This is a genomic window from Sphingobium sp. Cam5-1, from assembly GCF_015693305.1.
Lineage (GTDB): Bacteria > Pseudomonadota > Alphaproteobacteria > Sphingomonadales > Sphingomonadaceae > Sphingobium.
In genome coordinates this window covers 677562-698762 of record NZ_CP065139.1, presented here as the reverse complement: position 1 = coordinate 698762, position 21201 = coordinate 677562, and the positions used below count along the sequence as shown (strand labels likewise).

The 21201-nt window shown below is 61.6% G+C and carries 20 protein-coding genes and 2 pseudogenes; 11 read left to right on the top strand and 11 right to left on the bottom strand.

All coding sequences use genetic code 11. From position 1 onward, the window contains the following. Nucleotides 1–17: 17 nt before the first annotated feature. From IZV00_RS17185 to IZV00_RS17160, 6 genes are all read right to left on the bottom strand, one after another. The gene (locus tag IZV00_RS17185; protein WP_196226840.1) at nucleotides 18–842 is read right to left on the bottom strand and encodes a fumarylacetoacetate hydrolase family protein; all 825 of its coding nucleotides are present in this window, start codon (nucleotides 840–842) and stop codon (nucleotides 18–20) included. Then, a complete protein-coding gene (locus IZV00_RS17180) occupies nucleotides 842–1741 on the bottom strand; it encodes a VOC family protein (RefSeq protein WP_196226839.1) in 900 nt (299 codons plus the stop codon). Before IZV00_RS17180 ends, IZV00_RS17185 begins: the two co-directional genes overlap by 1 nt. Continuing rightward, nucleotides 1738–2169, bottom strand: coding sequence for a GlcG/HbpS family heme-binding protein (locus IZV00_RS17175; RefSeq protein ID WP_196226838.1), 432 nt, complete (start codon nucleotides 2167–2169; stop codon nucleotides 1738–1740). The genes IZV00_RS17180 and IZV00_RS17175 overlap by 4 nt, the downstream gene beginning before the upstream one ends. Beyond that, on the bottom strand, nucleotides 2166–3629 hold the full coding sequence (locus IZV00_RS17170; RefSeq protein WP_196226837.1) for a bifunctional 3-(3-hydroxy-phenyl)propionate/3-hydroxycinnamic acid hydroxylase: 1464 nt from the start codon (nucleotides 3627–3629) through the stop codon (nucleotides 2166–2168). Before IZV00_RS17170 ends, IZV00_RS17175 begins: the two co-directional genes overlap by 4 nt. An 18-nt stretch (nucleotides 3630–3647) precedes the next feature. After that, nucleotides 3648–4877 carry an amidohydrolase family protein gene (locus IZV00_RS17165; RefSeq protein ID WP_196226836.1) on the bottom strand — a complete coding sequence of 410 codons (1230 nt, stop codon included), beginning with the start codon at nucleotides 4875–4877 and terminating at the stop codon, nucleotides 3648–3650. A gap of 91 nt (nucleotides 4878–4968) precedes the next feature. Continuing rightward, the gene (locus tag IZV00_RS17160) at nucleotides 4969–5859 is read right to left on the bottom strand and encodes a LysR family transcriptional regulator (protein ID WP_196226835.1); all 891 of its coding nucleotides are present in this window, start codon (nucleotides 5857–5859) and stop codon (nucleotides 4969–4971) included. A 446-nt stretch (nucleotides 5860–6305) separates the two neighbouring features. Here IZV00_RS17160 and IZV00_RS17155 point away from each other — a divergent pair. From IZV00_RS17155 to IZV00_RS17140, 4 genes and pseudogenes are all read left to right on the top strand, one after another. Further along, nucleotides 6306–6989: pseudogene (locus tag IZV00_RS17155) on the top strand (transposase); the annotation flags it as partial. An 81-nt stretch (nucleotides 6990–7070) separates the two neighbouring features. Continuing rightward, complete coding sequence (locus IZV00_RS17150) at nucleotides 7071–8183, top strand: helix-turn-helix transcriptional regulator (RefSeq protein WP_196226834.1); 1113 nt, start codon at nucleotides 7071–7073, stop codon at nucleotides 8181–8183. 109 nt (nucleotides 8184–8292) lie between these two features. Next, complete coding sequence (locus IZV00_RS17145) at nucleotides 8293–9477, top strand: cytochrome P450 (protein ID WP_196226833.1); 1185 nt, start codon at nucleotides 8293–8295, stop codon at nucleotides 9475–9477. Between the two features lie 10 nt (nucleotides 9478–9487). Continuing rightward, on the top strand, nucleotides 9488–9808 hold the full coding sequence (locus IZV00_RS17140) for a 2Fe-2S iron-sulfur cluster-binding protein (protein ID WP_196226832.1): 321 nt from the start codon (nucleotides 9488–9490) through the stop codon (nucleotides 9806–9808). Here the strand turns inward: IZV00_RS17140 and IZV00_RS17135 are convergent. Then, nucleotides 9777–11393 (bottom strand): hypothetical protein, encoded by a 1617-nt coding sequence (locus tag IZV00_RS17135; protein ID WP_196226831.1) that lies wholly within the window; start codon nucleotides 11391–11393, stop codon nucleotides 9777–9779. The genes IZV00_RS17140 and IZV00_RS17135 overlap by 32 nt on opposite strands. Before the next feature lie 181 nt (nucleotides 11394–11574). Between IZV00_RS17135 and IZV00_RS17130 the strand changes: the two genes are divergently transcribed. Beyond that, a complete protein-coding gene (locus tag IZV00_RS17130) occupies nucleotides 11575–12285 on the top strand; it encodes a TetR family transcriptional regulator (protein WP_196226830.1) in 711 nt (236 codons plus the stop codon). Between the two features lie 70 nt (nucleotides 12286–12355). Here IZV00_RS17130 and IZV00_RS17125 read toward each other — a convergent pair whose 3' ends face one another. Then, complete coding sequence (locus IZV00_RS17125; protein WP_196226829.1) at nucleotides 12356–13426, bottom strand: hypothetical protein; 1071 nt, start codon at nucleotides 13424–13426, stop codon at nucleotides 12356–12358. A 150-nt stretch (nucleotides 13427–13576) separates the two neighbouring features. Here IZV00_RS17125 and IZV00_RS17120 point away from each other — a divergent pair, with 150 nt between their 5' ends. From IZV00_RS17120 to IZV00_RS17100, 5 genes are all read left to right on the top strand, one after another. Continuing rightward, nucleotides 13577–13963 (top strand): hypothetical protein, encoded by a 387-nt coding sequence (locus tag IZV00_RS17120; protein WP_196226828.1) that lies wholly within the window; start codon nucleotides 13577–13579, stop codon nucleotides 13961–13963. Between the two features lie 42 nt (nucleotides 13964–14005). Further along, the gene (locus tag IZV00_RS17115) at nucleotides 14006–14422 is read left to right on the top strand and encodes a VOC family protein (protein ID WP_196226827.1); all 417 of its coding nucleotides are present in this window, start codon (nucleotides 14006–14008) and stop codon (nucleotides 14420–14422) included. A gap of 71 nt (nucleotides 14423–14493) precedes the next feature. After that, on the top strand, nucleotides 14494–15456 hold the full coding sequence (locus IZV00_RS17110) for an aldo/keto reductase (protein WP_196226826.1): 963 nt from the start codon (nucleotides 14494–14496) through the stop codon (nucleotides 15454–15456). Between the two features lie 13 nt (nucleotides 15457–15469). Then, nucleotides 15470–16315 (top strand): SDR family oxidoreductase, encoded by an 846-nt coding sequence (locus tag IZV00_RS17105; RefSeq protein ID WP_196226825.1) that lies wholly within the window; start codon nucleotides 15470–15472, stop codon nucleotides 16313–16315. A gap of 24 nt (nucleotides 16316–16339) precedes the next feature. After that, on the top strand, nucleotides 16340–17128 hold the full coding sequence (locus IZV00_RS17100; RefSeq protein WP_196226824.1) for an SDR family NAD(P)-dependent oxidoreductase: 789 nt from the start codon (nucleotides 16340–16342) through the stop codon (nucleotides 17126–17128). A 13-nt stretch (nucleotides 17129–17141) separates the two neighbouring features. Here the strand turns inward: IZV00_RS17100 and IZV00_RS17095 are convergent, their stop codons facing one another. Continuing rightward, entirely contained in the window at nucleotides 17142–17948 is an 807-nt protein-coding gene (locus tag IZV00_RS17095; RefSeq protein ID WP_196226823.1) for a sugar phosphate isomerase/epimerase family protein, read from the bottom strand. Between the two features lie 202 nt (nucleotides 17949–18150). Here IZV00_RS17095 and IZV00_RS21240 point away from each other — a divergent pair. Continuing rightward, a pseudogene (locus tag IZV00_RS21240) lies at nucleotides 18151–18404 on the top strand (hypothetical protein); the annotation flags it as partial. A gap of 93 nt (nucleotides 18405–18497) precedes the next feature. Here the strand turns inward: IZV00_RS21240 and IZV00_RS17085 are convergent. Both IZV00_RS17085 and IZV00_RS17080 read right to left on the bottom strand, forming a co-directional pair. Continuing rightward, nucleotides 18498–19751, bottom strand: coding sequence for a cytochrome b/b6 domain-containing protein (locus tag IZV00_RS17085; protein ID WP_196226821.1), 1254 nt, complete (start codon nucleotides 19749–19751; stop codon nucleotides 18498–18500). A gap of 72 nt (nucleotides 19752–19823) precedes the next feature. Beyond that, nucleotides 19824–21158: an MFS transporter gene (locus tag IZV00_RS17080; protein WP_196226820.1), complete on the bottom strand. Its 1335-nt coding sequence runs from the start codon at nucleotides 21156–21158 to the stop codon at nucleotides 19824–19826. Nucleotides 21159–21201: the final 43 nt, after the last annotated feature.

Sequence of the window (21201 nt, the reverse complement as noted above, 5' to 3'; positions counted from 1 at the left end):
TCCTCTCCCCTTTTAGATTACTGTTCGTCGATGATGCGGTTGGTGAGCGTGCCGACGGTGCCGATGCTGATTTCGACCTTGTCGCCCGCCTTCATATAGAGCGGGGGGGTACGCTTATCGCCGACGCCGCCGGGGGTGCCGGTGGCGATGACGTCGCCGGGGGCAAGGGGCGTGAAGGCGGAGATATATTCGATGACGGTGGGGATATCCCAGATCATGTCGCTGATCGGCTGATCCTGGACGAGTTTGCCGTTGAGGCGGGTCTGGACGCGCTGGGCGCTGAGGTCGCCCGCCTCGTCCGACGTCACCAGCGCGGGGCCGAAGCCGCCGCTGTTGGGGAAGGTCTTGCCGGGCGTGAACTGGATATTGTGGCGCTGCCAGTCGCGGGCGGAGCCATCGTTGAAGCAGGCGTATCCCGCGACATGCGCCATCGCGTCGGCACGGGCGACCTTGTGCGCAGGCTTGCCGATGATGACGGCGAGTTCGCCTTCATAATCGTAGCGGCTGGTGACGGCGGGCTTCACCATGGGTTGGCCATCGGCGACGAGGCTGTCGGCATAGCGGACGAAGATGGCGGGATGCTCCTTCTGCTCGCGGCCGGTTTCCTTCACGTGCGCGGCATAGTTGAGGCCGACGCAGAGGATCTTGGCCGGGTCGGGGATGACCGGGAGGAGGACGATGTCGTCGCGGTTGAAGCGATCGCCTTCGCTGAGGGTGGCGAGGTTGCCAGCGGCGAGCGCGGCTTTCAGGCTCGGCGCGCCGGTGAGTTCGACGATCGCCTCGCCGTCGAGGCGGCCGAAGCTGGGGGTGCCGTCGGGGCGGCGGAAACTGACGTAGCGCATCAGGCTTGTTCCTCGGAAAGCGGTTGCGGGGTCCAGTCGCGGCGGTGGCGGAATTTCTCTTCGGCAGCGCGCAGGCCGGTCAGGTCCTTGTCGGACATGCCCCATTGGTCGATGCGGCCTTCGGGCCAGGTCCAGTCTTCGGGCGCTCCGGCCTTGTAGTCGTCGGGGACCTTCTCAACAGCGGTGGAGAATTCGATAACGGGGCCGAAGGGGGCGATGAAATAGGCGAAGACGTTCGCGCCGGGGCCGTGACGGCCGGGACCCCAGGCGGGGACCATGCCATGGTCGCGCAGGCGGCCGATGCCGCGCATGACCGCGTCCATGTCGGCCATCTCGAACGCGATGTGGTTGAGCGAGGAGAAGCCTGCGCGGGCGAAGGCTGTGGAATGGTGGGACTCGTTGCAGCGGACGAAGACCATGCCCTTCGTCCGGTCGGAGACGCGGAAGCCTAGCGCGTCCTCGATCAGGTGGCCGGTGGCTTCGGCGTCGGTGGCGTTGAAGACGACATGGGTGAGCTTGACGGGAAGGTCGCGGCCTTCGATCGGGGCGACTTCGCTCGCATCGGTGAGGAAGCGGAGCAGTTCGCCTTCGGCCAGTTCGACGATGATGCCGTGGCCGTTGCCCGGATCGGCCGAGGTGACGGGGCGGGCGGGGAGGTTCGCCTTGGTGACGCTGGCCTTCAGATGCTCCAGCCGTTCGGGCGAGCAGGTGAAGGTGGTGGAGCGGACATAGGGCTTGTCCGACTCTTCCAGCGCGACAAGATAGGGGAAGGGACCCGAGCCGCGCAGATAGTGGGTGCCGCCCCGCACTTCGGCGGGGGCCATGCCCCAGATGTCGGTCAGGAAGGCGGCGGCCTTCCCGGCATGGGGCAGCGCGAGTTCGATGCTGCGCAGTTTCATGTCATGTCTCCGTGGGTGAGGCCAGCGGCGGCGATGCCCGCGATGGCGCAGGCTTCGTCCATGTCGCCGGTGTCGCCGCTGGTGCCGACGGCGCCGATCATCCGCCCTTCCACGTCACGGATGATGACGCCGCCGGGTGACAGAGCGAGTTGGCCGCCGGTTACGGCCACCACGCTTTGAAAGAAGGTGGGGTTGGAAACGGCGCGGGTCGCGATGACCCGCGTGTCCGCCCCCAACCCCAGTGCGCCCGAGGCTTTTGCCCTGGCTATGTCGAAGCGGAAAAGGCTGGCGCCATCCTCGCGCGCGAAGGCGACGGGGTGCGCGCCTGGGTCGAGGATGATGATGGCGAGGGGCTGGGCCTGCCGCGCGCGCGCCTCCGCGAGGGTGGCGTCGATGATCGTGCGGGCTTGGGCGAGGGTGAGCGTCATGGCCGGAGCTTTGCCTCTAGCTGAGTAAGAAGGTCGGCGGGCGCGCCAGTGCCGAAGACATAATGGTCGGGGCGGACCAGCACGGCCTTAGCGTTGTGCGCGGTGAGCCAGTCGGCGATGGCGCCATTGGCGGGGACGACGGTGATTTCGGCGGGGGCGTCGATCGGCTTGCTCGTGAAGAGGCGCCAGCCGCTGCCGGTGATGTCGTCCAGTAACTGGCCGTTCATGCTCGGCTGGATGAAGCGTTCGCCTGCGCCCGGCGTGCCGTCGGCCACGATACCCTGCGCGATGGCGGGGATGAGGTCGGCGGCGGTGCCATGTTCCGTGCCCTTGGCGGCTTCGCGCATCTGGGTGTCGCGGGTGGCGGCCAGATCCGGGTCGAGCATGCAGATGTAACGGCCTGCGGCGACGGCGGCGGAGATGACCGCGCGGACATGGGGGTCGCGTTCAGTCTGGTAGGTGTCGAGCAGGGTTTCTGGGGCGCGATCGGCCAGCACCAGTTCCAGTTTCCAGGCGAGGTTCGCTATGTCGCGCAGGCCGTGGCACATGCCCTGGCCGAAGAAAGGCGGCGTCTGGTGCGCGGCGTCCCCGGCGAGGAAGACGCGGCCCTGACGCCATTGCTCTGCGATCAGGCCGTGGAAGCGGTAGGTGGCGGCGCGGACGATCTTGTGCGGTACGCCAGTCAGATAGGGGGCGACGAGCGCGGCGACATTGTCCGGCTCCATCATGACGGCGTCATCCTCGCCGGGGAGGAGCATGAATTCCCAGCGGCGGTGATTGCCGCGCCCCGGTACGATGGTCGCGGGGCGCTTGGGATCGCACATCATGACGGAGAGTTTTTGCAGGTCGGCGGCTTCCGGCACGCCCCAAATATCGGGGAAGCGGACGGGGCCATCGACTTCGGCATCGACGACGAGCCAGGGTTCCTCGAAATCGAGATCGTCGAGGGCGATGTTCAGTGCCTTGCGGACCATGCTGCGCGAGCCGTCACAGGCAATGACATAGCGGGCGCGTTCGGTGCGGTGGCCCAAGAGGCGGAGGGTGACGGCTTGCGCGTCCTGATCCAGCCCTTCGAAGGCGGTGCCGAGCTGGACCGTGACATTGGGATGGGCCGAAAGGGCATCGCGCAGATGCTGTTCCAGTTCGGGCTGGTAGAAGAAATAGTCGTTGGACCAGCTGAAGGGGCGGGGGCGGCCGACCGTGCCCATGTAGCGGATGACGCCATGATCCGCGCCGACATGAAGATGGCCCTCCGTTTCGCGCATATCGACCGCTAAGCGATCAATGACGCCTGCGGACTGGAACAGGCGCATCATCTCATGGTCGAGATGGACGGCGCGGGGCAGGGGATAGGGGTGCGCCTCCTGCTCCACGACAAGGACGGATAGGCCCGCCTTGCCAAGAAGATTGGCTGCGAAAGCCCCTACCGGGCCACAACCGATGATCGCTACATCGAACATCTTACGGGGTCAGTTCTTTCAGGCGGAAACGGGCTGGATTGCCTTGTGGAGGCGGCCGCCCTGCATGATCATCAGCAGGCGGGCCGGGTCCTGAAGGATGGCGACATCCTGCGTGGGGTCGCCTTCGACCAGGAGGAGATCGGCGAGATAGCCTTCCTTGATCAGGCCGACCTGCATGCCCATCAGCTGGCCGCCAAGCATGGTCGCGGCGCTTAAAGCTTCGGTGGGCGTGAAGCCGAAATAATCGACGAAATGCTGGAGGTCGCGGGCGTTGCGGCCATGGGGATTGAAGGGGAAACCATAGTCGCCGCCGATCAGGATGCGGACGCCACGGCGTTTGAGTTCGGGGACGAGGTTCGCTTCGAGTTGCATGCGCTGGGTAGCGCTGGCCTTCATCGCGCTCATGTCGATCTGGGGTGGGGGCGTGGCTTCCAGCGCTGCGACTGAGACGCCGGGGCCGGGGGCGTAGAAAATCTCATCCTTGTGGGCGGCGAGCGCGTCGATCGCGGCTTCGTCGGCGAAGGAGCAATGGTAGAGGATGCGCGCGCCTGCTTCGAGCGCAAGGTCGATCGCGCGCGGGGTGTAGGCGTGGGTGGCGATCAAGAGGCCGTTCGCCTTGGCCGCTTCGCCAGCCGCCTGCATTTCCTCGTCGGTGTAGAGGATGTCCTGCGCCGAGCCGGGCTTTAGCGCGTCTTCGCCGGAGATGACGAGCTTCACCGATTTGACGCCCGTGTCGCGGCAATGGTCCATGAAGGCGCGCATCGCGTCAGGGCCGCGGCCGTTGAAGACGTCGCCGGTTTCGACGCCCTCTTCGCCTTCGGGGCTGCGTTCCAGCGTCGAAGGGATCAGGCGGGGGCCGGGCGTCTCGCCTGCCGCGATGGCGCGGGCGAGTTCGGGCTCTATGCCTTCGCCCAGGGCGCCTGCGGAATAGGCGCTGGTGAAGCCATGGTCGAGCAGGACGCGGGCGTTGCGCCAGGCAGCGGTTTTGAGCTCGTCAGGCGGCAGGATGAACTGGTGATAGATATGTTCGACGGAGCTGCCCCAAGTTAGGTGGCAATGCGCGTCGATCAGGCCGGGCATGAGCGTGTTGCCATGGCCATCGATGCGGGTGTCGGCAACGACGGACTGAATGTCCGCATTGGCGGGGAAGATGGCGGCGATGCGATCCTGATCGATCAGGACGGCGCCCGGTGCGCTGGCAGCGCCGCTGCCATCGAAAATGCGCACGTTGTGGATCAGCTGCCGCATCTTGTTCTCTCCCCGGCATATTTTGTTTGCCGGGGCTTACATGCGCCTTATTCGTCCGTAGGAAAAATAATAATTTTTACTAATACCATAGTCAGGGCCTATGGATGAAATAGTCGAGCAGGCGTTGTCCCAGACCGGACAGGCGAGCGCCCTTCAACTTGCGGATGCCGATGCTTCGGGGAAAGATGGCTTCGCGGATGGTGACGGCGCGCAGAACGCCGATCGACAGTTCGGCGGCGGCGACCTGCATGGGTAATATGGTGACGCGGCTGCTGCTGCGCACGATCGCCTTTGTCGTCAGCAGGGAATCGCAGCGGATGCTGCTGCTGGGGACGGGCGCGTCGGCGGCGAGGAACAGGGCATCGACCTGCCTGCGGAAAGCGCCGCGCGCTTCGGGCAGCACCCAGCGCAGATCGGCGACGTCCTTCAACGACACTATGCTTGGCAGATGTTCGTTGGCGCGCCCGACGATCAGCGAAAAAGGGTCCTGCGAGAAGGTGAGCTCATCCAGATCATCGGGCGGCGTATCCATGCCGGTGGTGACGAAGGCGAGTTCGATGTCGCCTTGACGAAGGAGGGTGGCGAGGTCAGGATCGGGCCGTTCAATGACATGAAGCGCGAAGCTGCCAACATCCTCCTCAAGAAAGCGGACGGCCCCGGGCAGAAGGCTGACCAACGCGCCGGGCGTACCGCCGACGCGCAGCGGCCCAGCAATGCCCTGGCGGGAGAGGCGCAATTCTTCCTCGGCGTCCTTGAGCAACCCCTCCATCGCCTGCGCGCGGCGAAGAAGCACGCGGCCTTCCGCCGTCAGCGCTATGCCTGCGCGCGATCGTTCCAGCAGGGTGGCGCCGATCGACTGTTCCAGCTGGGCGATCGCGATGGAGACAGAAGGCTGGGAAATGTTGAGCAGCCGCGCCCCTCCGCTGATCGAATTGGCCCGGCATACGGCCAGGAAGGTGCGAAGGGCGCGAGGATCAATCATGCTTAGCGTCTAGCCCTCCAATACAGCAACGACTTGGATTAACTCGGCCTCCGAAAAGAGTAGGGATCACGAATCGAGCGTATTCGATCTATCTACATGAAGTGAAGGCAAATATTGGACGGCAGATATCACGCGGCACCTAAAAATCATACACCAGAGGCATTTGCGAACGCCTGGTGGCGTCTGACGGGCTATTTGCCACCTACAATTTCGATGTAGCGCCGATAGAGCCCCCGGACCGGTGTTGTCGATTACCGACGACTGCGAGATCCGCCCTTTGGGCACGACCCCACTTATAGCCGACGCTCGTCATTAAAATAGATCATTTCTTTCAAGCCGCTAGTCCATCAAAGCCGACGTTCGGTACCGCGCTCGCTCAGCCAGAGCCTCAAGGCGTTGCTGTCGTAGCCCTTATCCGCGACCAAATATTGTGAGGGCGGCACGGCGGGCCCCCCCGCACAGTATAGGACGCGCAGGTAGCTCAGGTGATCGAGCGCACGCTGAGCACGACGCCGAAGTATGCCACCCATTGGTCGATCCGCACCATGGCAGCCGAGTCTGGGCTGTCGCACACACCATCCGCCGAATCTGGGGTGCATTTGGCCTGTAGCCGCACCGGTCAGAGACATTCAAGCTGTCGAGCGATCCGCTGTTCGTCGATAAGGTGCAGGACATAGTTGGCCTGTATATGTCGCCACCGGCGCGGTGATCGGTAAGTGCTACAAACGACACCGGGCAACCGAGTTCCTCGACTTCCTCAATAGGATCGACGCCGAGATGCCAAAGGGTCCGGACATGCACCTCGTGATGGACAACTATGCCACTCACAAGACAGCGAAGATCAAGGCCTGGCGGCGCGCCGTCCACATTGGCATGTCCACTTCACCCCGACATCCGCTTCCGGGATCAATCAAATCGAGCGCTGGTTCGCCGAATTGACCCGCAAGCAGTTGCAGCGCGGTGTCCACCGATCCACGGCCGAACTCGAAGCCGACATCACCGCCTTCATTGCGGCTCACAATGAAAATCCCAAGCCCTACAAATGGGTGAAGTCAGCCGACGAGATCTTCGCCGCGGTCAAACGATTCTGCCAAAAAACAATGAACCGAACTTCAGATTCACGTGACTAGACAAGCAAAGCAATTCCCCGGGCCTTGGCATCGGCATATAAAGGCGTTCTTGGCCCTTAGCGGCGATCCAAGGATATGGGCATGCACGACGACCTGATCAGCGCGATCTATGATGGCCCTTTGTCTGATCGGCCCTGGGCGGCCGCTCTGCCGAAGCTGCGCCGTCTAACCGGGGCTCATCGGTTGATGTTGAAGTTCACGCCGACCAATGTCGGGGGGTGTAGCGCGATATACACGGATTCAGCCTGCCCGGAGAATGACCGCGATCCTGATAGGCCTACCGAGGCCTATCGCCGGATCTATCAATGGAAAGATCCCGTCTACTATGGCGGCATCCCCGGTGGAGAGGTGCGTCAGCTGGAGGCGTTGATAGATCGGCAGACCTTCAGGGCGTCGGACTATTATCGCGAGCTGTGCCGCCCACTCGACATCGAACATGCTTATTTCGCCTTTGTCGGGCGGTATGGCGGCACGGATGTGTGGTTAAACGGCTCCCGCGGCGGCGACACCGGGCCATTCTCGGCGCCCGAAATGGCGTCGGTCCGTCAATTTCTTCCGCATCTTTCGCGCGCGGTTATGATGCACCGGCGATTGCGCCAGCTGGAGGATCAGTCGGCGATCTACGCCCATGGCGTGTCAGCGCTGGCTGTGGGCATTGTGATGCTCGATCATCAAGGGGAAATCCTGGAGATCAATGCCGAGGCGGAAGCTATTCTCGCCGGGCAGTCTTCGGTCCGTCGCCTCGGTCGCAGGCTTTGTCTGTCAGGTTCGGCGCAACAGGAGTTCGCCAACGCCCTGCGGCAGCTTAGAAGCGCGTCTACGCCCGCCGCGCATGCTATCGCCGGACAGGACGGCTTATCCCCGGTCAGCCTGATCATCCGTTCGGCTGAGGGGTTGGTCGGGCAGAAAAGCGGCTCCGAAATCGCCTTTGTCGTGTATCTGAAACGCGATGCCCAATCCTTGCCAGCGACGGCAATCGATTATGTGTCCGATCACTTTGGCCTCACCAAAGCCGAGGCGCGGCTCGCGATATTGCTCACCAATGGCCACAGCATCGGTGAAGCCGCTTCCCTGCTTGGCGTGACCGTCACGACGGCCCGCACCTACTGCAAGCGCGCGCTGACGAAAACGGGGACGACGCGGCAGACGGAACTTGTCCGCCTGCTGCTAGGTAGTCTTTCCAGCCTCGCCTGAACTCAGGCGCTTGTTGTGAACTGTCTCCATTTGGAGGCAGAATGGCGGCGTATAGCGCTTTAGGGCACTTCGGACGGAACGACATGGCTGTTCCCGATGGAGAGAATGGATGCCTGCCCCTGCGCCCCTGATGCCGCACATCGACTTCGCCTATGACGAACTCCCGAACCTGCACGACATCCTTGAGGAGCTACGGGCCCATGGGCCTGTGGTTTCGGTCAAGAATCACGGCGCGCCGACCTGGCTCATATTGGACCATGCCGAACTGAATCGCGCGTTCACCGACGAGGCGCATTTCGATCCCAGCGACGGGTATCTCGCCATGACCGAAATTCCCATGGGCCGCAATTTGCTCGCGCTGACGGGGGAGGAGCATCGCGTGACCCGCGCTATGGTCGCTCCTTCCTTTCTACCCGCGCGCACGCGAAGCTATGTCGCAAGCCTGATCGAGCCCGTAGCGCACGAACTGCTCGACCGCATCGAAGGGCAGCGAGAGGTCGAATTCGTGGGGTCATTCACGCGGCTGTTCCCCTTTTCGGTCATCACCCGGCTGTTGAGCATTCCCGTCAGTGACGAAAGCCTGCTTTTGAAGTGGGCCGTCAAGCTGATCGATTATCCCTGGGATCCGCAAGGGTCGCTGGAAGCCAAGGCAGGCTTCGACGCCTATATGGAGGCCATCATCGAGGAGCGTCGGCGGCAGCCTGGCGATGACTTCGTATCGATGCTCATCGCGGCTGAATTTCATGGGGAAAAGCTCGACAATGAGCGTATCCTGTCCCTCTTCCGCTTACTTTTCCCGGCTGGGTCAGACACCACCTACAAAGCCGGAGGGAGCCTGTTCGCCTGCGTCCTTGCAGACCCCGGCCTGCGCAGCCTTGCGTTGAAGGGCGAAGCGGAACGCGCGGCAATCGTGACGGAAGGACTGCGCTGGCAGCCGCCAACGGCCCTATTGCCGCGAATGGCGTCCGCAGACGTGGACCTTAGCGGCGCACAGATCAGCAAGGGCGATTGGATTTTGTTCGGCATCACGGCGGCCAATAGCGACCCGAAAATATTCCAGGACCCGCGCCGGTTCGACCCGTTCCGCGACAATCGCGAACTGATCAGCTTTGGGCGAGGCAGGCATTTCTGCGTCGGCATGCATCTCGCCCGGCGCGAACTGGAGGTGGCGCTGCGGGTCGTCCTTGAACGCTTTCCCAACATTCGCCTGTCTCCCGGCAAGGAGGTCGAATTCGTCAGCGCGGTGCTCCGGGGTCCCAGGGAATTATGGGTTCAACCCTACGGCGCGGCATGAAAGGGGAAGAATGATGAAGGTTAGATTTGTTGATCCGGACGGGAACGAACATCTGGTCCCCGCTGAACCCGGCGAAAGCGTGATGCGGTGCGCTACACATCACTATATCCCCGGGATTGTTGGTGAATGCGGCGGAGCGCTCGCCTGCGCGACCTGTCATGGCTATGTCGCGGAAGATTGGGTGTCCCGCTTGCCGCCGCCCTCTGAACTGGAAAAGGAGATGCTGGAGGGCTGTATCGCCGTGCGGCCGAACAGCCGCCTGACTTGCCAGTTGATTCTAAATCAGGAAATGGACGGCATTACCATTCATGTTCCTGAATCGCAGACTTGATCCCGTCGACACCCGTTCCCTCTGCTTTCCGTGTTACGATGCTACGGCAAACGTCGCCTGGCGTGACCGGTTGGAGCCATTCGCGCAACATGCAATCGATCCACACCGTGCCCTGATATAGGCCATTTTGGACGATCCGATCGTCAAAGCGATTGGCAATGTCCCGATACTCTTCTTCCGTCAGCCGTTCAAAGAAGTAGTCGGATACCCATGCGACAATGACATAAAGGGCCGTGGAGAACAGCGACGCTTTGTATTGGAAATGAAGCTCATCAAAATCAAGTCGAGGACCGCCGAGGCGATGATATTCATCAATATATGTCCTGTGAACATCGGCCACGATGCTGATGTGCTTCTCTGGTATCTGCATCATCAACATGCCGCTCATCGCTTGCGCAATGCTCATTTGGCCCGCGCCTGCCCAGTCGAATAATCCGGCCTGCAATGTGCCACCGGCATTTCGCCAGAACCACGCATTGTCGATATTCAGATTGGGGTGGCACATCCCCGTATAATCGACCTTGTCGTGGAGATAGGCCAATAGGTCGTCCTTATGCGCGAAACCATAGAGCAGGTCTTCGCGGAAGGTTTTCAGGAAGGCGGGGTTCGACGCCTCGGTGATGAACAGTTGCGGGGCGATGCGGCCAATAAAGTCGATCAGGCGGTCGATCTGGGGGGTTGGGTCCTCAAGGAAGCTGTAATCGCGTGCGGCTCCCTTGAAGGGAAAGAGGCTTTCCAGATCATGCCCAAGCAGCCCTGTTTTGTGCGCGGCGGTGAGGCTTGCCATCGCCTTTGCCAGGGTGCGGTAATGTTCCTCGATATCCGGCACCTCATGGTCGAAGCCCTTGCGATAAGCAGGTTCGATGGTGCCCTCGCCGAACCGCAGGCGTTCGGTGATGAGTATGTAATTGTTGGTCAGCGATGAATAATCGCCGAAGTATAGAAAGGGGACGCGGACGGGCAGATTGCGTTCTCGCCCAAGGTGCAGCATCGACACTTCGCCGTGCGCCATATGTGCAAGGCTGTATTTGAACTCGACATCCTTGGGCGGGAATTTGATGAACAGGTCGTTCTCGATGCCGGGCTCTGCCTTCGCATAGGAGACCGTGAGGATGGCATTTTCCGAAGCCCCCGGAACGTCCAGCGGCTGGATGGAGACGATCTGCGTGACAGCATTGTCGGGCAAGATCGTTCCTGCCGATCGAAAGGCATTCGTCAGAAACTCCGGTCCGAATTCCCGAACCATGTCGAGAGATATCGGGAAATCCAGCCCATAATGATCGCCTGGGGCGATTTCGAGATGGTTCTGACGAAATTGCTCTAACGTGCGCTGGCAAGGGCGGGCAGGGCTGATGGGTTCCAGCAGATCACTGTCGAGCCATCCTGCCGGACTGCTGATCCTGGCACGCCCATCGCTGTGGCGAACCTCGGCGACGAGCACGGGCGTTCCGGATGGCAGCTGGTGAGAGATGTCGGACAGGCGTGAGGCTGTCGCGGTCACGCCGGTCGCGCCCGTCAATTTGTAACGCTGGCCTGGCTGTGCATGGGGACGCGCACTCACGCCGGGATTATCAACGGATTTCATGTTATTGCATACTCTCCAAGCACGACGAAGATGGCAGGATGGGCCGCCCCAATCTCTTCACCGGTTTTTCTAAGCATATATGACAATTTCGAGCCCTCCATCAAACTTTTTCGACATTGTCTCGAAAATGACGACACTTCCCCGTCTTGAAGTGCTCGCCGTTTGCTGACATCGCAGGGGTATGAAGGTTGACCACAAAACTCGCGCCAATAGACCGCTGGGTCGGCCCCGACGCCTGACCCTCCCCCAGATTGTGCAGGTCGCCAAGGAGATAGGCCTGGAAAATCTGACCATGACCGCGGTTGCAAAGCGGCTGGGAGTCAACGGCACGGTTCTCTATGGTTATATTGCGACGCGCGATGATCTCGTGCGCCTCGTGGCGGCTCAACTGGTGCAGGAGGACATCCAGGCTACCGATACAGGGCAGCCCTGGTTTGCCTTTGTCGCGGAGGCTGCAATCGCCCTCCATAAGACGCTGACCGGCCCCGGCAAGCTGCTGGCCCATTTCCTTACAGGTGGCCTGGGCGCGGAAGTGGAAATTGACCGGACCGAGGCGTGGCTCGAAAAAATGACCGCATCCGGCTTCACGGTAGCCGAGGCTCTCATGGTCCATCGTCAGATGGGCGAGATTGTCATTGGCGCAGCGGTCATCCTGTTACAGGTCAGGGCGCTTGAGCAGGTGGGGCATCCTTTTGAACAGGCCGCGCTCAAGGTGCTGGATACCCGGGCGGGCGAGGTCCCCCTTCTTGCAAGCGAAAAAGCTATCTTCGCCGCACGCGCGCCAGTCTGGCAGCGCAGCATCGTGCAATTTCTCGAAAGAGTGGCTGCCGATCGTGGCGAGACGATCGACAGCAGACTGATTGAGGACATATTCGCTGCGGCTGGCGACTGAGGCGAGAAGGGTCAGGCGCGAGAAAGAGAAAGGGCGATCAAATGACCGCCCTTCCATCCTCTGTCTCTGGTCAAGCCGCGAGGCGATCCTGATGCGGACCGGGCGCTTCGGCAGGATACATACGCGGCATACCAACGTCATAGGCGCGCGTCAGCATGCTGATGAAAGCCTTGTCGTGAAGCGGTTCAGACGGGGTCTCGAACTGAAGTCCTTTCGCCCGCAAATCCTTGATGAACATGTCGAACACCTGATCCTGAGTCAGATCGTCCTTATGTTCCAGCACCATCTTCATCTCGTCCATGTCCTGGAAGACGTTGCCGCCCCAGTGGACCATCAGACGCGATTCGCTCGCGGGAACTTTCTGGATCACCGTGTCGCCTGTCTTGATCAGCCAGGCGTTTTCGGCCTCCGGGTCCGGATACAGCATCGAGTCGATGCTGAGGCCCTGCGGACGGCGCCTGTCGAGTGGACCGCAGGATTCGCCACGGTGGAACATCATCTCGTTCTGCGCGACGACGGCCTGGTTCCACATGGGTTGAGCGACCCGCTTGGGAGCGGCCTGGGGGCCTTCAGGCCAGTAAGTGAAGCCGCCGCCGATAGAGCCGGGATAGAACCACGCGACGACCTGCCCCTTCTTGAGCGACCATTTCTGGAACAGGCCGGACTTCGCCATCGTGTTCATTAGCCAGATCGGCGTGTCGTTCTGCGAAATGCCACGGAATGCGGCGGCGTCCAGATGCCCAGGATCGGAGGACTCGGCCGGACCTTGCATGACGAAGTTCATATTGTCCGGGATCGCATATTGCGCGTTCCAGTAGGAGCGGATCTGCGCCAGATGCTTCGGATTGTAAAACAGGTCGTCCATCTCTGCATACAGGCTGACGCCGGCCTTTGCGAGATAGCCGCGGAAATAGGGGGACAGGAACATGTCCCAGGTCAGTTCCACGCCTTCAGGCACGGCGCCAGACGTGGTCGCGACCACTTCTTCCGGGCTCTTGAAATGGAGGGCCAGGATCATCTTCCACGGACCCTGCTCGCGGATCAACTTCATCAGGCGAGCATATTGATCGTCGGAATATACATTATCGATCAGGCGGGGTTCCGCGACCGGGCGGATCACATAATCCGATGCTGTCGGCATTCTTGGGGTTCCTCTCCAACTAAACAAACGTCCTTTAATCATCGCTGTCGCTAGTGTCATTGCTTTTTCGACAATATCTCGATAATTCGTCGTTATAAAGGTTTTCGCGCTGCCTTTCTGGAAGGCAGGCATGAGAGATGGGCGAGAGCAATGTCGGTGACGAACCCGATCAAAGTTTCTGCCGCAGCCAGCTGGCGGCCTTCATTGCTGCTTGCCGAGGATGCCTACCTGGCCCGCGCGCTGCTCGTTACGCCCGGCCCGGCGCGCGGCGAGCCGTCGCCCGATCTGCCGCGCAAGATCATGAGCGTCGGCATGGGCGAGCCTGTCGGCGGGGCGACAGAAGCCGCCCGTGATGACTTCAACGAACGCGTGCAGGCGCAGATGCAGCAGATGATATGGACGCATCCGCGCGCCAAGAACTATTACAAGAACAGCAAGGGCCGAGTCATCATATCATGGCCTTTCAAGCTGCTCGACTATTGGACGCAGTCGCGGACGCCCGATGTAGCGCACTATCACTTCAGCGAACCCGCCTGACCGGCTGCCGCGGTAAGCTTTTCTGCATGTTGGAGATCAGTTATGGCCTATGAACTGCCGAGCGGCGGAACGCTCGACGTGAACTTCATGTTCACCAAGCTTTGCGTCGCCGATCTGGACAAGGCGGCGCGATTCTACACCGCGCTGTGCGGCCTGATAGAGATGAACCGTGTCGAAGCGGAGATCACGGGGCATCGCGTCAGCGAGATCGTCTATCAGCCAACCTATGCCGGTGGACCGCTTTTCATCCTGGCGCATTTCCCCGGTCGTGCGCCGCCCGCCAGCGACGAGGTGATCCTTGGCTTCTCCGCCAAGGATGTCGATGCTTTCCTGAAACGGGCGGTAGAGGCGGGGGGCCGTATTCTGGAACCCTTGAAGGAAAGCGGGGACGGCATGGCGCATGCGTTTGTCGCCGATCCCGACGGCCATCGTATCCAGATCAGCCGTTCGCTCGGCTGATCGCGCGTCGCCGCCCCAGGGTTTCGACCCCGCGGCAATTTTTTACTTTGTTGCCAAGTTGGAGAATAATCATGCTGTCGAAGGTCAAGCTCGACAAGACCGACCTGTCCGTTAGCCGTTTGTGCTACGGCACGAACATGCTGGGCACCGCCATCGATCAGGCCGGAGCCAACGCCATTCTGGACAAGTTTGCGGAACTGGGCGGCAATTTCATCGATACCGCCCGGTCCTACGGCGACTGGATTCCCGACGCGCCCAAGGGCGCAAGCGAGCGGGCGATCGGAGCCTGGCTGAAGGGGCGCAACCGCGCCGACTTCGTGATCGGTACCAAGGGCGGCTTCTTCGACCTGCGCGTCGGCGACTATCGCAACCGCGCCACGCCTGACGACATCAACAGCGACCTTGCAGAAAGCCTGGAGCATCTGGGTGTCGATATGATCGACCTTTACTGGGTTCACATGGACAATGCGGAAGCGCCGGTCGGCCTCATCATCGACACGCTGATTGCGGCGCAGCAGGCGGGCAAGATCCGCTATTTCGGCGCGTCCAACTGGACTGCGGCCCGCGTGCTGGAGGCGAACGCCTATGCCCAATCCAAGGGCAATGCTGGCTTTGTTGCGGTCGAACCCTTCTGGGGTCTGGCCAAGCCGAACGAGGAAGCGGCGATGGCGCAGGGCTATCAGCTCTATTTCGAGGATCATGGCGGCGCGCTTCAGGGCAGCGACATGACCGTTATACCTTATTGCGCGCAGAGCCGTGGTTTCTTCTCCTTCCTGGAGAAGGGGCAGGTTCCCGATCACCTCAAGGGCTTTTACGACAACCCCGCCAACCAGCAGCGGTTCGAGGCCGCCAAGCGCGTGGCCGAGCATCATGGCGTTTCGGTCAGCGACGTCGTGCTGGCCTATCTGGTCAATCAGCCGCAGCAGACCATTCCCATTTTCGGCGCATCCAGCCCAGCCCGCATCGCCGAAAGCGTCAAGGCCGCAGCGGTCAGGCTGTCGCCTGAAGACCTCGCCGAACTGCGCGTTGGCTGAAGCACGGGAGAGCATGATGACTAAGGTAGCTTTGGTAACGGGCGGCACGCGCGGCATAGGGAAAGCGGCGGCGATCGAGCTTGCCCGCCGGGGGTTTGCCGTCGCGGTGACTGGTCGGACGCGCAAGGAAGGCGAAGGGAAGGCCGAAGAGGGGACCGGCTCGGCTTCCATCGCCCTTCCCGGCAGCCTGGAAACGACGGTGCAGGAAATCGAGGCTATGGGAGGCCGGGCCATCGGCGTCCCGATGGACATATTGGACCGTGATAGCATCGATGCTGCGGTCGATACCGTGCTGGAGACATGGGGCCGGATCGACGGCCTGTTCAACAACGCGCTTGCCCAAAGTCCCTATCTGATGGCGCCGATCGATGCCGTTGATGCCACGAAGGCGGAGCAGACGATGGCGGGGTTGATGATCAATCATCTGCACATCACCCAGAAAGTGTTGCAGCCGATGTTGTCGCAAGGGGCTGGGCGCATCGTGTTCATCACCAGCGGTGCTGGCACCACCCTGTGCGAGCGCAAACTCGAAGAAGGGGGATGGGGTTTCCTCTATGCGGCGGGCAAGGCCGCCTTTTCCAAGCTCGCCGAGTTCGTCGATCTGGAATATCGCGACCGCGGCATCGTGAGCTTTCACATCCAGCCTGGCCTCACCATCACCGAGACGCTGACGGCCAAATATGGCGATGCGGCCCTCAACTTGGGTGGCGGAATGCCGAGCTACACACCGGCGGACACCGGCCGCACCGTGGCATGGATGATGGACTCACCGGACGCAGTCGCGTTCGCCGGTCCCAAGCTCTATACCGCGCCGACATTCTTCGAGGATCATGGACTGGCCGCGCCGGCCATTTCATGACGCCATCGCGGTACAGGAGAGAAGATGGAGCAGGTGGACGGCGTTTTGCATCGCCTATCAGGCAAGGTCGTGGTCGTCGCTGGCGCAAGTCGCGGCATTGGCGAGGTTACGGCGAGAAGGTTGGCTAGCGAGGGAGCATCCGTAGTCGTCGCTGGCCCGCCGTCCGAGGAAGCCGCGGTGGAGGCGGTCGCCGCCGATATTGGGCGGGGCGGTGGGCGCGCGATCGGCGCGCTGTTCGACGCAACCGACGATGCAAGCTTTGCAGCGCTCTGCGATACGGCCATCGCCGCATTTGGCGGAATTGACGTCTTTCATGCCAATTTCGCCGATCAGGCGATTTTGCTGGAGGACAGCGATATCATCGACGCGACGGATGCAGTGATGGACCGCACGCTCGACGTGAACCTTAAGGGGATGGCCCGGGCGACCCGGCACGCGCTTCCCCATCTGCTCGCGCGCGGCGGCGGTGCCATGATCTACAGTTCGTCGGCGGCGGCGACCATGGGTCAGAGCGTGCGGCCCTATTATGCGATGGCCAAGGCTGGCATCGGCGCGCTGGTGCGCCATGTCGCGAACCGCTGGGGCCGCGAGAATATCCGCGCCAACGCGATCCTGCCGGGATACATCATCACGCCGCTGATGCGCGACCATGCGCCCGCGGAGCTTCTGGCCCAGTTCCAGAGCGAGACGCCCGCGCCGAGGCTGGGGCGAAGCGAGGACATCGCCGCCATGGTCGCGATGCTGGCATCTACCGATGGGGAATGGATCAACGGCCAGACCATTTCGGTGGACGGAGGCCTCACCATGCGGTGAGACCCGGCGCTGTTCAGGCTGCGTCGCCCATGATCTGGCGGGTTTTTTGCAGCAGGTAGGCCACCCGTTCTTCGGCAGGCATACGCGCAGCCAGATCAAGCGAGGGCACTTCGATGCCGATCGGGACGCCTGCCGGGAGCAAGGGCATCAGCGCCGCCAGATCATATTCGCCCTCGCCCGGCACTGCGCGGTCGGTGACTGCCGAAAGGGGCCAGTCTGCGGGTTTTGCCAATGTGCCGTCGCTGATCTGGATCGTCCTGATCTTGTCCGGAGCCATTGCCCGTACCGCCTCCCAATGCTCGCCGCCACGGATGACGTGGAGGACGTCGAGGGTCACACCGGCGTGATCCCCGGCCGCATCAGCCGCTGCTGCCGCCTGCGACAGCGTCTGCCAGCTCGATTCGAGATAGGGTTCTATTGTCAGTGCGAGGCCGCGTTTCCCAGCCTCATTCGCGAGCTCCGCCAGCCGGTCATTGCGGCGGTTTTCATCATCGTCGAAGGCGAGCGTCCCGCAGACCCGTGCACCCAGTCGCGCCGCCAGGTCGAGGTTGCGCAGATTTTCCTCACGGCTGATGTCAGGCGTTATCAGGAACGGCTCAACGACATGGACGAAGAGACCGGCGTCCCTGATCGCTTGAGCGAATGTCTCGAACAGATGGTGGTCCGACACCAGGCTGTAGGGGGCGGCATGGGGGACCGGCAGGCCTTCAAGAAACAGGCCGATGCCGTCATAGCCGCTCCGTGCGGCGACCTCGACAAAGCTGAGCGGTCCCAGTTCCAGTGCCGAAAGCTGTTCAAGGGCGTATTTGCGCTGGGTCATTAAAGTTCACCTTGATGCGGGTCTGCAAATGTCACGAATAGAATAACCACCTTATTGGCAGTTGATGGTCATGTCGGCTGCTTTTTCCGCGACCATCATCGTCGGCACGTTCGTATTGCCGCCGGGCACGCGCAGGCGGCTATCGATGGTCGCCATGGGATCGTCGCCCATCCAGCATGTGCCGATCGAGTGGATCTCGGAAATGGCTGTATCACGTGGCCCGAGGAAAAGTGTCTTGGGATTATCAGAATTTGATCCGCCGCTCGCGAGCGGGTGTCGTGGAACGCTGGACGTAAAATTGGCGCAAAGCATGCGCTCAGGCCTCGCCAGATCGGGGCGATCCGCTTCATTCTTGATCAGCATGGGCGGACCCGGGATCAGGCTCTCTTCGACCTTGCCATCGACAGCAAACTTCGCGGCTGTGACTTGGTGAAGATCAAGATCGGCGACATTGTTGGGACGCGGGGCGAGGAAAAGAACGGCAATTTTTTGTCTTGGGCAAACTGAATGACAAAGTGCTCCCTGGAAATTGCGTCGAAACCCTCATCATCACTGGTCCTGCCGGTGCGCCGTCAAGGCGAAGTTTACCGTGACCTTCGCAGCGATCGTTTCATCGGTGGCTGAACCGACATCAAACATGTTCCGGTCAAGATCTGCTCGGCCTTCGGCTCTGGCCGTGTCTCCATCCTGACGCAGCGTGAAGCGTAGCGTGACCGGGCGGCGGCGTCCGTTCAGGTCCAGCGTGCCTCTGGCTTCGTACAGGTCGCCGCCCTGTGGTCGGAAACCCTTGGCGCGGAACACAGCATGCGGATGCGTCGATATGTCGAAATAATCGGGGCCTCGCAGCGTTTCGTCGCGTTGTGCGTCGCCCGTGACAGCGGAGGCCAGGTCGATCGTCACCAGGATTGTGCTGCCGGGCAGATCGTCCGGGCTGTAGCGGATGTCCGATTTCCAGTGAAGGAAAGATCCGTCCACCGCCGCGCCGTTCCACATGGCGATAAAGCCGAGCTTTCCCGGCCCCACGACGCGCCACCGCGATAATGGAAGTTGTTGTGAATTGGCCGTTGGCACCGGCATAGCTTTTGGGGCCGTCGGGGTCGTGGCAGGCCGCTGCGTTGGGGCAGAAACGGGTGAAGGTGGCGCTATCTTGATCGGCGCGGGCGTCCCTTTCTGCTGCGCCACGGCTATGGTGGGCGTTCCGGTAAGAAAGAATGATGCCGCACCTGCCAGTGTCACTGTTCCTAGCGCAACCAGCAGCGTAAGCCCCGGCGCCAAACCCGGGATCATGCGAGCAAGCAGATCCTCGCGCTTGTAAAATTGATGGCGAATGGCTCCAGCGACATGCAGCACGACCAATCCGGCCAGGACGTATGCGGCCAGGCGATGTGTGTCATAGGCTATTCCGTTGAGGCCAAGAGGGATCGGCAGGTGTGGCCAGGCAATCGTGCCGAACAGCAGCGTCGGCACCCGCAGCTTGCTAGTTGAGACCAGCGCCCAGCCGCTGAGCGGGGCGAGCAGCATGACGGCGTAGAGCAATTGATGCGTCACCTTTGCCGCGAACGCAGATATTCGATCATCCGCCAATGCCGGGGGGCGGGGATGGGCCAGGCGGATGCCAACCCGCAGAAAGGTGAGCAGCAGGATGACGATCCCGATCGACTTGTGCAGCTGATAGGCGGCAAATTGGCCCAGCCCCGGCGCGATGCCGGACAATTGCCAGCCCAGGACGAGTTGAAAGCTCAGGGCTGCCGCGATCGACCAATGCAACGCGATCGCCGTCATGGAATAGCGCTGTGGCGACATGGGCAGTTTTTTCCTTATGGCGATGTCAGGGAAGAGCGCGAGCGGCGGGCGGGCAATGAAGGGAACAGCGGTTCATTCGTAAACCTTGGACGAATTATTGTGCCGTCCTCCGGTCACGAGAAGGGCTAATGCGCATGCCGCGATCAGCGACCCTGATGCCATGGTCAGCGCCACGGCGGGAAGCTTGAAATCGAGAGTGAAAAGGAAACCAGCAAGGATGGGACCCAAAGCAGCTCCTCCACGGCCGACGCCGATCACTATTCCCGTGCCGCCCGCCCGGACGGCCGTTGGGAAAGATTGCGCAATGATGGCGTAAAGGCCGACGACGGCCGCGTTGGTGAAATATCCCGCCGCCGCAGCGACCAGGGCCAAGTCGAAAAGGCTGGCTTGTCCCTGTCCGAAGACAGTCACCATTGCCATCGACAGTAAGAGGGCGGCGATCACCAATATGCGGACGTCCAGCCGCCAGCTCATGGCACTGAGCGAAAGCGCGCCCAGCAAGCCGCCTACATTGGCCCATACCAGCACGCCACCAGCGGACGAGGGTGCATAACCCATGTCCACGACGATCTTGGGCACCCATTTGAGGATGAAGTAAAAGGTCATGATGTGAAAGAAATAGGCGGCCGTCAGCAGCACCGTCGTGCGTGCGAGGCCGGGACTGAACAGCGCGGCAAAGGACGCCTTGGGCGCCGCCGCATTTGAAGGTGGCAAAGCATCCAGTGCATTGTGTCCCATCCGGCCCATCAGCTGATTGATCCGGTCCAGCGCATTGGCCGGGCGTCGTTGAAGGAGGAAGCCGATTGATTCAGGGAGCAGCAGGAACGTCAGCGGCAAGAAGATTGCAGTGACGACTCCTCCAAGCAGGAATATGTCCCGCCATTCGCCCGACATCAGCAGCATCGAAGCGGCCGAGCCGCCAAGGATCGCGCCGATCGGATAGCCCGCCGCCATGAGGGCAACGGCCAGGCTGCGGGTGCGCGCGTTGGCAAGCTCTGCGACGATGGCGTTGGTGCAAGCCAGCATGCCGCCGATGCCGAGACCAGTGACAAGCCGTATCGCCGACAGGGAGACAATGCTGAATGAAAAGGTCGCGGCCAACATACCCGTCGCCATGACCAGGAGGCAGAGCAGGATGGTGGGCCGACGGCCGATGCGATCAGCCAGGCCGCCGAGCAGCACGGACCCCACAGCCATGCCGATCAGTTCCATCGAAAGGACGACGCCCAATGCGGCGCGATCAATGCCCCACTCCGTGGCAATGCCGGGTGACGCGAAGCTGATCGCCAGCACATCAAAGCCATCAAGCGCGTTCAGCATGATGCACAGCGCTACAGCCGCGATTTGCAGGCGGCCCATGGGCGCTTCATCAAGTAATTGCCTGATGTCGGTTCCGTTATGCGCCATCCTCACCTCCCCTGAAATGATTGTCGATCTGGTTATTGCCTCG